Origin of the sequence: Clostridium sp. C2-6-12 (assembly GCF_009928485.1) — a bacterium.
Taxonomy (GTDB): Bacteria; Bacillota; Clostridia; order Clostridiales; family Clostridiaceae; genus Clostridium.
On sequence record NZ_JAABNP010000070.1, the window covers coordinates 1 to 12,504 of the forward strand.

General features: G+C 27.9%; 12 protein-coding genes and 1 tRNA gene. 2 read left to right on the top strand and 11 right to left on the bottom strand.

Annotated features, from left to right (window positions below; genetic code table 11):
• Nucleotides 1-659: 659 nt before the first annotated feature.
• The 9 genes from GXK56_RS26935 to GXK56_RS26975 all read right to left on the bottom strand — a co-directional run bounded on the left by GXK56_RS26935 (nt 660) and on the right by GXK56_RS26975 (nt 9,066).
• The gene (locus GXK56_RS26935) at nt 660-1,004 is read right to left on the bottom strand and encodes a helix-turn-helix transcriptional regulator (protein WP_160693304.1); all 345 of its coding nucleotides are present in this window, start codon (nt 1,002-1,004) and stop codon (nt 660-662) included.
• Nucleotides 1,005-1,362: 358 nt separating this feature from the next.
• Nucleotides 1,363-2,385 (bottom strand): alpha-hydroxy-acid oxidizing protein, encoded by a 1,023-nt coding sequence (locus tag GXK56_RS26940; protein ID WP_160693306.1) that lies wholly within the window; start codon nt 2,383-2,385, stop codon nt 1,363-1,365.
• A 293-nt stretch (nt 2,386-2,678) separates the two neighbouring features.
• Nucleotides 2,679-3,098: a hypothetical protein gene (locus tag GXK56_RS26945; protein WP_160693308.1), complete on the bottom strand. Its 420-nt coding sequence runs from the start codon at nt 3,096-3,098 to the stop codon at nt 2,679-2,681.
• The gene (locus GXK56_RS26950) at nt 3,083-3,571 is read right to left on the bottom strand and encodes a methyl-accepting chemotaxis protein (RefSeq protein WP_160693310.1); all 489 of its coding nucleotides are present in this window, start codon (nt 3,569-3,571) and stop codon (nt 3,083-3,085) included. Before GXK56_RS26950 ends, GXK56_RS26945 begins: the two co-directional genes overlap by 16 nt.
• Nucleotides 3,572-3,863: 292 nt before the next feature.
• A complete protein-coding gene (locus GXK56_RS26955; RefSeq protein WP_160693312.1) occupies nt 3,864-4,910 on the bottom strand; it encodes a galactose ABC transporter substrate-binding protein in 1,047 nt (348 codons plus the stop codon).
• A 571-nt stretch (nt 4,911-5,481) separates the two neighbouring features.
• The gene (locus tag GXK56_RS26960) at nt 5,482-5,724 is read right to left on the bottom strand and encodes a DUF6429 family protein (RefSeq protein ID WP_160693314.1); all 243 of its coding nucleotides are present in this window, start codon (nt 5,722-5,724) and stop codon (nt 5,482-5,484) included.
• 100 nt (nt 5,725-5,824) lie between these two features.
• Nucleotides 5,825-6,067: a hypothetical protein gene (locus GXK56_RS26965; RefSeq protein WP_160693316.1), complete on the bottom strand. Its 243-nt coding sequence runs from the start codon at nt 6,065-6,067 to the stop codon at nt 5,825-5,827.
• A gap of 301 nt (nt 6,068-6,368) precedes the next feature.
• Nucleotides 6,369-7,079, bottom strand: coding sequence for a Fic family protein (locus GXK56_RS26970; protein ID WP_160693318.1), 711 nt, complete (start codon nt 7,077-7,079; stop codon nt 6,369-6,371).
• A 253-nt stretch (nt 7,080-7,332) separates the two neighbouring features.
• Complete coding sequence (locus GXK56_RS26975) at nt 7,333-9,066, bottom strand: RNA-binding domain-containing protein (RefSeq protein WP_243156280.1); 1,734 nt, start codon at nt 9,064-9,066, stop codon at nt 7,333-7,335.
• A 308-nt stretch (nt 9,067-9,374) separates the two neighbouring features.
• On the opposite strand from GXK56_RS26975, the gene GXK56_RS26980 reads away from it, so the two are divergent.
• Nucleotides 9,375-9,632 (top strand): hypothetical protein, encoded by a 258-nt coding sequence (locus GXK56_RS26980; protein WP_160693320.1) that lies wholly within the window; start codon nt 9,375-9,377, stop codon nt 9,630-9,632.
• A gap of 411 nt (nt 9,633-10,043) precedes the next feature.
• On the opposite strand, the gene GXK56_RS26985 is transcribed toward GXK56_RS26980, so the two are convergent.
• A complete protein-coding gene (locus GXK56_RS26985) occupies nt 10,044-11,294 on the bottom strand; it encodes a hypothetical protein (protein WP_160693322.1) in 1,251 nt (416 codons plus the stop codon).
• Nucleotides 11,295-11,724: 430 nt separating this feature from the next.
• On the opposite strand from GXK56_RS26985, the gene GXK56_RS26990 reads away from it, so the two are divergent.
• Nucleotides 11,725-12,075 carry a DUF4362 domain-containing protein gene (locus GXK56_RS26990; RefSeq protein WP_243156281.1) on the top strand — a complete coding sequence of 117 codons (351 nt, stop codon included), beginning with the start codon at nt 11,725-11,727 and terminating at the stop codon, nt 12,073-12,075.
• Nucleotides 12,076-12,322: 247 nt separating this feature from the next.
• On the opposite strand, the gene GXK56_RS26995 is transcribed toward GXK56_RS26990, so the two are convergent.
• Nucleotides 12,323-12,399, bottom strand: a tRNA-Arg gene (locus GXK56_RS26995).
• Nucleotides 12,400-12,504: the final 105 nt, after the last annotated feature.

The window sequence follows — 12,504 nt, forward strand, 5'->3', positions numbered from 1 at the left end:
TTATTCTGTTCAATTTTCAAAGACCATTTTCTTTCTACAACTTTCGTTGTAACTTATTGTTTTTTTGTTGTCACTTACAAGCGACCTGATTATCTTATCACGTTGTTTTAAGCTTGTCAACAACTTTTTAAATTTCTTTTAAACTCTTCATTTCAGAGCCTTTCAGATATTTTCTTAAGTTGTTTACCGCTCTCAGCGACGTATTTCATCTTACCATCTTTAATCCACTCTACAAACTCTCATTTCATTAACCACATGAAATTATATTCATATTTCTTCTAAATACTTATTTTTTCTATTTATTTCACATATTGATACACTAGATGTAGTTGTTGTATAAATAATCCATATATTAACTTATATTTTAGAATAATTTAATTATCATACAAGTCACTAATAGTATTTAATAGTATTTTAAGCTTCTTCTCTAACAAGAGCTGATTGGTTCTCTTCAACTTTTATAATCAAATATCTTGAATAACTCTTTTCTAACTACTATAAAAAATTCTGTTCCTTCCTTAAAAAGATTGTGAAATAAATGATACAACATTATTAGTCTTAAATTAAAATGTTGTATCATTTATTTTATGGTGCACTTGGTGATATCAGAACCTAGTATATTTATTATGTATCTTAACATTGTACATAACAAATTCTAATTATGCTTTATTTTTCATAACTATTTTACAATCTTTTAATCGCTTAGCTATTCTTTCTTTTGATTCCTTTACCATTTGAAGAATTTCAAAGTCTTGTCTAAAATCAATAATATCTACAAACTCATCCAAGTCAAAACCTAACAAAAAATCTGTAGTAACATTATAATATAATGCCAAACACTTCAATTTATCATATCTTATCTCTGATTTTCCACTTTCCGATTTTTTTAACTCATTTACCTTTAAACCAATATTATATTTGTCATTAATCTCTGTAACCAGTTCCTCTAAAGTTTTATTATTCTTCTCCCTTAACCTTTTAAGAATCGTCCCCGTTAATTTCATACTAAAATCTCACCTTTTTCTCAAAATTCAACTCACTAAAATTATACAATTAAATCACTTAATTGTAAATATATTACACAAAAAATAAGTACACCATCCCACAAAAAATTCTTTGGAAAGCCCATCTTTATTTTTTCATGTTATTTATAAAGCATTATTAAAGCATCGTTTCATATTTTCTTTATTTTCGCTATTTTAGTTTTGCTATATAGAATTTAAGTGAAACAAATGAGCTATTGCATAAATGCATAAAAGCTCTAATTAACACAAAAAACCATGCATAAATTAAGATACTATTTCTCAATTTAGCATGGTTATATTCATATCAAATCAGCAATATTAGTTTTTCATCAGTTCCCTACCAAGGAATTGAAATCATATCACGAGTAATTTCATCTAAACTATGCGCTCCGCACATTGTCATGGTTTCTATTAATTCATTTCCAATTTTATCAACATATGTTTGAACACCTTCATCTTCACCACCATATAGCGCTGTTACAAATGTCCTAGCAATTAAAACGCCATCTGCTCCCATGGCAAGTGCTTTAAAGACATCTACACCACTACGAATACCACCATCAACAAAGATTTTCATATCATTACCTACGGCATCAACAATATCTTTTAACACTTCAGCCGTTGATAAACATTGATCTAAAACTCTTCCTCCATGATTAGATACAACAATGGCACTTGCACCAGCTTGTTTAGCTTTTAATGCTCCTTGAACAGTCATGATTCCCTTAACAATAAATGGCTTATCGCAAGCTTCTATGATTTCTTTTAATTCTTTTACAGATTTACTTCCTGCAGGAGGTGTCAAATTTTTTAAGAAAGGTAATCCTGCTGCATCAATATCCATGGCTATAGCAATGGCATTTGATTCTTTAACATATTTCATTTTTTCTAAAATAGTTTCATAGTTCCAAGGTTTAATTGTTGGGATACCCAAACCATTTTCTTTCTTGATTGCTTCTGTTGCTGCTTTCATCACTTCTGGATTGGTCCCATCACCAGTAAATGCTAGAATACCATGTTTTGCACAAGAGGAAACAAGAATCTCATTATATGACATATCATCATATTTATCACCATAATGAAGATTTACTGCTCCTACTGGTCCAGCAAAAATTGGGTATTTGAATTTTTGATTAAATAAATGAACACTTGTATCAACTGGTTTATTTTCTACTAAAGTATCCATATTAATTCTGATTTCTTTCCATTTATCATAGTTTCTTATGGCTACATCACCAATTCCTTTAGCACCAGGTCCTGGAATTTTGTTTTTGCAAGCTTTTCCATTACATTCCTGACAAGCTTTACAATAATCTCCTATACATGTCCTTGCTTTTTCTAATATCTCATTGTACATCATTGTGACTCTCCTTTACTCAGCAATATCTTCTTCAATCCTTGTTAGCTTTGTATTCTCCATCTTATTTATTAATAACATATAAAACTCTCCTTTAAAATAATTATAGAACATTTTGCATCGGTGTTCCATTTTTTTTGAATTTCTCTTTATTAAAAATAGCAGTGATCTATTCATAATCACTGCTATTTGCCAAATTCATCATTCTTATTGTTTGAACTTATCTATCATTGTCTTTAATTCACCAGATAAACTTAATAATAATGCACTTGTACTTGCTACTTCTTCAAGAGATGCTAATTGCTCTTCAGTAGCAGCTGAAATATTTTCTGAGTATGAAGCATTAGATGCTGAATTATAGTTACAAATTCATCTTTAACTTTTTCAACTACCTCAGACTCATTTATAAAGTGTGTCATAGATGTTTTAACGCTATCTAAATTATGAGATATATTTTGGAATTTATCCTTTGTTTGATACACATTATCTAAAGATAAACTTAATTCATTCATTTTATTTGAGCCCGTCTCCGCCATTCTAGCTTGTTCTACACTAGCTTCTGAAAAATATTGCATGGTCTTAGTTATTTCTTCGGCTGCCTTTGTTGATTGCTCAGATATTTGTGTAAAGTTACCTGATGATATCATTAGTTGATTTGAAACATCTGAACTTGTACTAACGAAGGACTTTAAATTCTCAACTATTGCATTTGCCAATTGGAAAACTCTCCCATTTCATCTTTTCTATTAAGAAGTTTTTCGTCTATGCTTTGAGTTAAATCAAAATTAGAAACTTTTTCAAAGTATTCAGATAAAATGTCTATAGGTGCTGTTAGTTTATGCTTTAACATTGCAATGACAAAATATATACATATCAAAACAACAATAAGTATAACTGCTAAGCCTATAAATATATTTTTATACATTTCACTAAAGATTTCTGATACAGGTGTTGTATATGTTATAACACTTCCACTTGGTAACTTTGCAAAACTTACAAAGGAATCCTTCCTCGGGAATTGAATAACTAATAAACAATTATCATTTGTAGAATTCTCAAACTTAAGAGATAGAGCTTTTAATTTATCGTCATAATCAGGTGATATTACACCAGTTAATTTTTCCCATACGATGCTTTCTTTAAAAAAATCCTCAACTTTGACAAATTTAAAGTCATTGACCTCACCCATAAATAGCCTCCTTTTTATTAAATTACTTTTACATAAAAACCCATAATTTGCATTTCTAACATGTATTGATTGCACATTAATGTAATTTATTGACATTATATGCTTACAAAAATAATTCCCTAGTTTTAATAATTTTCTAATTATCTAATATGTAAATGTGTGTAAAATTATTTTGAGCAAAAAAGCGCAAAATTAAAATACCAATATTTTAGCATCAAACTAAAGTATTGGTATTACTTATTTAATAATATAATGTTTTAATATTGTTCTGATTGCTCAAAATACTTAGTTTTCAAAACATATATTTTCTATATGGCAAGCGAATTGCTATTTTTGTTTCATCAAATTGGTATGGTATATCGGATAACGGCTCTTTTCCTTGAAGCACATTAGTTCCTAATGTATAGATAGTTTTTGCCATCTCAGCAGGGTCTTGAAGAACGGACCCGGCCATAAAGCCCTTTTTTATTAATTCTTGAGCCTCAGGAATTGCATCTATACCAACAACCGTAATTGTTTTATTTGGATCGCCTAGATTATATCCATACTTTTGCAATGCTTCAATAGCACCTATTGCCATTTCATCATTATTTGCAATTATTACTTCCACTTTTGTATCAAATCGTAAAAATAATGAACTAATATTTTCTCTCGCTAAATCTCTATTCCAGTTTGCTACCACTGAGTGAATTTGTTCAGTTTTTATTCCTGCTTTTTCAATAGTTGAAATAACTGATTCACTTCTTTCCTGTGCCTCTATATTGGTTTGCTGTCCCCGTAATATAACGTATTGCAAAATTCCATTATTATTTTTATCTATGATTTCTTTATTATTATTCCATAAATTAATTAGAATCTCGGCTTGTAACTCACCCGCCTCTTTTGCATTTGTTCCAACATAATATGAGTTACTATACGATTTAATGCTCTCTACAGGAACAGGCTCTCGATTAAAAAAAATAATAGGTATGTTTGTTTGCCTAAACCGTTCAATGACTTGTTCTGTAGCTTTTGAATCAACTAAATTTATAAGCAATATATCTTGACTCCTCCTTGATATATTATCAAGAATTTCATTTTGTATTGCTTGATTACCTTTACTATCATAAAAATTAAATCTAACTTTTTCTGGATTTTGTTTTTGTATATCTTCTAAATTTTGTTTAACTAATGAAATATATTTATCTTCAAAATCAAATAATACCACATCTATTATTACATTTTTTTGCCTCATCATATTTGTTATTGCATTAACTTTCTTAATGCTATAATGCGATATAACAAAAAACATAATAATTATGCACTCTAAAATAACCACTATTTTCTTTATCATCGTCATCTCTGATTCCTCACTTTCATATGATGAAACTAGTATAACCTTTTTTGAAGAATAAAATTTATGATAATCAATGTATTAATATTTGAAAAATTTCATTTAAAAAAACTTACAAATTATTTTGGGCTAGTGATGTTAAGTTCGCAAAAAATACCAACACTTTAGCTTAATTCTAAAGTGTTGGTATTACTACTTTAATGGTGCACTTGGTGAGATTCGAACTCACGACTTCCGGAAATATATAACTTGGTATTTATTACTATTAATTAGTCCTAAATGGCTCAAATACGTTTCCTAATATATTCCATATTGTTAACTATTACTGTCCAATGTTATTGGATAAGGGGCAAAAATGGGGTAAACTTTTACTTCTTTCTCTTTAAATCTACTATCATAATCTTATAATTTCTAACAAATTGGACCAAGTCAATTTTACAGACAGTGTCTGTAAAATTTAAAAATCTTATTTACTCCAATTTCTGTAAAGTAAAATTTTCTCCAGATTTTTTTATTGAATTCTATAATTTTATAGAACGCGTACATGATTAACATTTTTCATAAAGTACAGTAAAAATTAGTTTTCTAATGAACCTAAATACTTCTTAATCAATTCTTCAGCTTTCTTTACACCATCATCTGTAAAATGTACTGATTTTGATCTTCTGCCTCCATCTATTAATCCATTTTCTTCTAAGTCGTTAAGAATATCAAAATCATATCCCTTCCAGCTTCTTTTAATCTTATATTCCATAATTTTCTCATCCCATGAGGTTAGATATAATAACAATAATGTAAGCTCCTTAATTCTTTCCTCCATACTTTCCGTTCCACATCCTCTACTACTTAAAGTATATTTAAAAATAACAGTCTATCCGTTAACCTAATTAAACTTTATTATATATTCGCATTCCTAAAATTTATATAACTTCATAATCACTTGAATCATCAGTTTCACAAGCTATACATGTAAAACAACCTTCAAATCCACCTAATGCACTTCCAAGAGCCCAAATTGGGCTTGATTTACAACAACTGCATTTAACACCAGAATTTTTTCTCTCTAATGATTCTTCCAACCTTTTTATTACATCATCTAATTTTTCATCTTTATTTGTTTCTACATATTTTTTCGCAGATTCTTTAATTTTTATTGGTACCATAATTATCTCCTTTATATTTTTATTAACACTAAACAGTGTGTTTTTATCTAAATCAGTATAAATTTCTATATATAGCAATAAATTTCAAAACAATCGTTCTATCAATCGATTAATTAAGCGGGCGATTAAGTGAACGATAGGCGAACGATAAACGAACGATTTATTTTAATCCACTAATATATATCTAGTAGATGGTCCTTTACCATATTATAAATAATCACCTGCTTAATTCTTCGCCCCATGTTCGCCGGTTATTCGCTATATTTATATTTCATTTAATTTTTCTGCATAGCACCAATTATTAAAACATATTTTTATTTTCTACTATAAAATCTTTTTGATCTTCTATATACTGAATTAATGGTTTTATATCATCTTTTGAAGCCGCACCTAATGCACTCTTATATTTGTCAGCTGATTCACCATTCATATACTTTAATTCTAGTCTATTATCTAATAACTGCTTTAAATATATGAATCGTCCTATTCTACCATTGCCATCTTGAAATGGATGAATAACTTCAAATTCTAAATGAAATCTTGCTATATCCTCAATTGTTACTTTTTCCAGTGAATTAAAATTATTGATTAAAATATTCAACTTATCTTCAACTTCTAAAGGACTCGCTGTTTCAAAATCAGCTCCAAGTATTTTATTTTGATATTTTTTAAATATTCCAGCAAGACCCATATCATATAAACTAGTTCTATACATTAGACTACCATGCCATTCTTTTATCATGTCTAAAGTCAGCTTTTTATCTAAAGTATCAATTACCATATCAAATGTATAAAATGAATTTACTGTTTCTTGAACATCATCTAGTTTATGAGTTCCCTTAACTATATTCTTTTCAAATAAAAGTTGCAGAGCTTCTGTTGTAAACGTACTTCCTTCTATTTTATTTGAATGATATATAAAATCATATTTTAGTATTTCATTTAGTGAATTATGAATTCCTTTAGTTTCTTGTAGTACTTGCAGAAATTTTTTATAATCTATATTTTGCATTCTTACACTCCCCTTTCTGTTTCAAGTATCTTTAATTATAAAAGTCTTCCAAAAACTTTACCATATTATAATAATAGTCACTTACTAATTCTTCGCCGTATGTTCGCCGGTTATTCGCCACATTTATAATTCCATTTTATTTTTCTTCATTCCACCTCGTTGCACTTTTTTATTGCTTCGTTGCACTTTTCTGTCACTTCGTTGCACTCATACTGCTTTTCGTTACATTTTCATTACTTACGTTACACTTTAGCTATTTTAGAACATATCTAATTTTATTGCCTGAACCCTCTTTTTTTATTTTTTCTTTTTTAATCAAACTATTAAATAATCTTACACTTTTATATTTTTCCAAGCCTAATTCAGATTTACAGATTGAATTAGTAATATACCCATTTTGTATTACATAATTTAATATTTTAATTTCATTATCTTTAAGTTTTGCATCATTAACTATATTATCCCCATCATCTCTAGGATTTGAACCTTCAATATTAAACATACTAGAAAGCAAATATTTAGTTCCTCTTCCAACACCATCTGCTTCTAAAAACCCCTTATCTACTAATGAAGATAATATTTTATTACTATTTACTGTGTGGGTATCTAGAAGTTGCTGCAATCTATTATTAGTTACGCATTCTTCCTGCTCTGCTGCAACTAAAGCCATAACTTCATCTTTACTTAATTTTGAATATTTTTCTTTAAGAACTGATTTAAGCTTTTCAATACTTTCTTTAGGTAATATTGATGTTGTTTTTAAAGTAAGTGTAATTCTATCTGGATCATAGCTTTCCTCTAAATCTGGAACTATCCACTTTTGTTCTCTCCACGCTAAATGAATATTTTCAAGACCTGAACCAGCTCTTTCACCAACACCTAATAAATTAAACATCTTAAATATGTTTTCATTCCTCGGATCACTAACTCCACCTTTAAGTGCTTCTTCTCTTGTTATACGTAAATTACCTGGATTTAAAAATTTAAAATAAGTTTTTCCCTTTTCAATAACTATCCCTCTAGGTAATCTATAGTCTGCATGTATAATTGCATTTGCAACTGCTTCTCTAACAGCCTTATGAACCCTTGTATCTTCTTGCCTTATTCCATCAATAGTTCTAAAAGGAATATTTAAATTATCTGTTATTTTATTTATAATCTTAAAATAAAAATCAAATAAATTCCCAGACCATGTTCCATCAGATGAAATAACTCTATAATCCCATCTAACTTCATCTGAAACTTTTTCTCTATAATCTAAAAAATACTTAGGAAATTCATCTACAATTGATCTTTCCTCTCCAAACATCAAAAGTCCAGCTGCAGTTATTCCTTCTTTTTGTGATTTTCTATCTTTTCCATAAGCACCTAGTTTATATAAAAATGTAGTATTATCTAACGATAGCCATGGATGTTGTGGTTTTAGAGTACCTAATCTATTCCTAAAACTATTTATAGTATCAATGTTTAAATCTTCTATGCCAAATCCATCTAAAATAACACTATCTTGTGATATCTCACCCTGATCTGCTAACATTCTTTTTATCTCTTCACTAGAGCACTTATAATCTCCAGAATAATTTCTTCTAAATGTTCCAGAACTCTTGCCTTCATTAAATGGATTTTCTCCAATATATACTGGTCTTTGCCTTCTATCTGCCTTTGGTACATTTATTAATACTATTGTTTTATCATTTACTACTCTAGTTTCAACAGAATTATTACTTAATATATTAGAACTTACTTTTTTAGAATTATTCAAATTGTCCCATAAGTCCTTAATAATATCTTCAGCATTCTCTACTCCAATAGGATAGAACTTCCCTTTTTCTTCCTTCACTCCAAGAAGAATTGCTCCTCCATTTGTATTAGCAAAAGCTGAATAAGTTTCCCATAGATCCTTAGGTAATCCCCCTCCAGCTTTCTTACATTCAATTTCATCATTTTCAACTAGTGAAAATATATCAAATTCCATAACCTTTCTCATCCCTCCATTCCTCTAAATAATCTATCCATACTAATTTAATTAAATCTAAATATCTCAATTTCTATTTTAACATTAAAAATAATTTTATTCACAATCTTTGTCCTCATTTTTATACTTATTCACATAAAACTTCACATTGTTTGATATTTATATTATAGCCAAAATAATACTTATTATAAAATTTCACTTAAAATTAACTTTTCATTGTTATATCAAAATATATACCCTGTATTAATTATAGTATACTTTATTACATAGGTTAACTTAAATGTTATAATTAAGTAAATATTAGTTATTGGAGGGATAGTATGATTCCATTTATAATAGTTTTTATTATTACTATTTTAAGTATGATGTATGTAAATAGATTAATAAAATTAAAATTTAAACATGAAGAAAATTGCATGTGGAAAATAATACATATAATTGCTTATATTATAGTATTTATTCCTTTATTAGTTGTGGCATATTTAGTGACGGAAGGCAACTTGATAGAAATAGGAATATTAACTATAACTATAATTACATTTCTATATTTAAGTTTTAAAAAATACAATAAAATTTAATTTTATTGTATTTAGATCCCCTTATCATGCAGAAATCTAAATATTTTACATTAAATATATAAAAAAACCTCCCAATAATAAACTTACAGTATCCGATAAATCTATATAAAATGTGGTATTTATCACCAAAGAATAATAGAAGATACAAAATCTTATTGATAGACGACTGTTTTGGATGAGATGAATCTTCATAAGGAGAAGCATCAATATCAAAAAATCACATAATTCATTTTGAATAATGTGATTTTTTGATATAGTATTTATTTTTACTGCTACACATTTATAGAACATTCCGAACTAAAAAATGCTGAAAATTTGACTTTGAATAATACAGCATTCTGGACAATAATTCGGTTTGTAATGTATATTCGATAAATAAAGAAATGGTAAGCTCTATTTACAAAATATATTTTAAATATTCCTACAATGATAATCAGCCATTATATCCTCTAAATACTTAAATCTTTCATATATGTTTAAAATCCTTAATTTGCACAGTTCATCTATACTACTTTTTGATATAAATTGACTATAATCTATCTCATTATAAATCATACTCAATTTATTAAATGAACCTTGACTATATCTAGTATGAATTTCTTTTAAATTTTTTATATAGTCTATTTGCTCACCAAGTATTTCATAATGTCTATAACATAAAGGGGTTATTAAATCAATATCATCTAGTTGAAATGCAGGATAGGTGTCAGCTTTATATAATTTTGCTTCCCAATAATATTCTAAGACACCTGTCGTTATATTTGTAAAGTATCTTAGCAATTCATTCTTTATTGTTTTAATAGTAATTGCTGTGCCTGTATTATCATCTATCAATATAATTTTTGAAACAGCGTGGTACTTAGTACTTAAATGATAAACTTGTTCATATAAAGATTCTTGACAAAAATGAGAAGTATCATATCTAGAATATCTAACATAGTCATAGGATATTTTACTAAAATCTTTTTTTGTAGCATTCATATAGTTTAGCATAGAAATATAAAAAGGTGGTATCAAAGCAGCTCCTTGTAATGGAGAGATTATTATATCATTTACTCCTATATAGTCACATAACGCAAAAAAGGCAGTAGTCATAACAAGAATGTTATCCATTTCTGAATATTCCCGGACACTAGTAATATTAAGTTTCTTCATATCTATTAATAAATTATCAATAAAGCCAAAATATAATTTAGGAAAATCATAAAAGTCCTCATCAAATATAATCTGCACTAAATAGTCAGTAAATCTTGAAAGGTAGCATTTTAGTAATTCATAATAACTATTTTTCAGAGTATTATAAGAAAATACTATACCAATTAATTTTGCTAGACATGAAAGCATATGTTGTGTAAGCGAAAAAATAACAAATTGTTTCTTATTATATAGCATTTCAGAATTTAGAATACTAGGTGCATCTATAAGTATTGCCCTTAATAAATCTATTGTTTCATCTAAATCCTCTGAATAATAAGAATTATTTCTGTTACAATAAAACGGTTTTTTGACGCTGAAATATTTTTTTAATATAGGCAAATACATGTTATACTCTATTTCAAATTCACTTGAATCAATATATGCCTCCCCAGTAAATCCAAATTTATATTTTCGTAATATAGATTTATTTAAGATTGAATCTACTGTTTTATATAAAGTACTCAAATAAACATCCCTCCAGGTGTAAAAATTGCAATTAGTGCTGTAATATTTTTGATTCTGACTTAATTTATGGATAATTATAGCATAGTTTTTAGATAATCCTATTAAATCTTTACAAAAATTTGTAATTTGTGAAAATATACAAATGACATATTGTTTAATTATCAACGAACATTGTTCGTAAATTAAAATTCAGTAGTTAGTACGCATTTAAATACTATATATGTATAAACCATAACATATTTTGTAAGTTATGTATTCTTAAAAATTCATTTAGGGAAAATTTCGTATCTAGTAGGGCGCTAGTGGTATCCGCTCCCTCAATAAAAAATCCCCCGAAATAGGAGGGATATAAAAAATCTTTGTTGGACTATGCACATTAAAAGAATTAATACTATATATTGAATCATGATTAAATTTAAAAGGAGTTATTATGTCAGAACCTATGTTTAAATACACAATAAGTTCAATTATAAGCTCTGATACAATCATTGATTATGAAGCTCCCGTATTGATTTTTTTTAATAATGTCTTACAATGTCAGCCAGATAATATCAATGTTATAGTATTTACCATTGAAGGCGAACCCATAATTAAAATGCTAACCTATGATGGTAAAAATATTAAATATGTACTTGATGCTAGTAAAACTAGCACTGGTGCTATAATAACTCATATAGGTAATAGATTCACAAAAGAAAGAAACGAATCACAAATTGAATATAATCTTTATCAAGACAATAGATTCATATCAAATCTACTTTCATATAAAAAATTAGAGTGAGCCATTAACTCACTCTAATTGATTCCGTCCTCATATGCTTTTAATTCTATTTGATATTCACGATCTTATAATTTGAACCAATAAAAAAAGTGCATGGTTTCCCATACACCGATTAATAACATTAAATTGTTGCCGTAATTAAAGAAATTTCACTTTCATTATTTACACCTGTTGGTTATAGTAATGGTTGTAGTAACAAAAATACCAACAGTTTAGATTTCTATAAACCGTTGGCATCACTAACTTTTGGTGCACCCAGTGGGACTCAAACCCACGACTTCTGGATTCGAAGTCCAACGCTCTATTCAACTGAACTATAGGTGCATAATATATTAAATTGTTTGTATATAAATAAAAACAACTGATTTCAGTTGTTTAATGGAGCGGGTAGTGGGAATCGAACCCACCTTTCCAGCTTGGAAGGCTGGA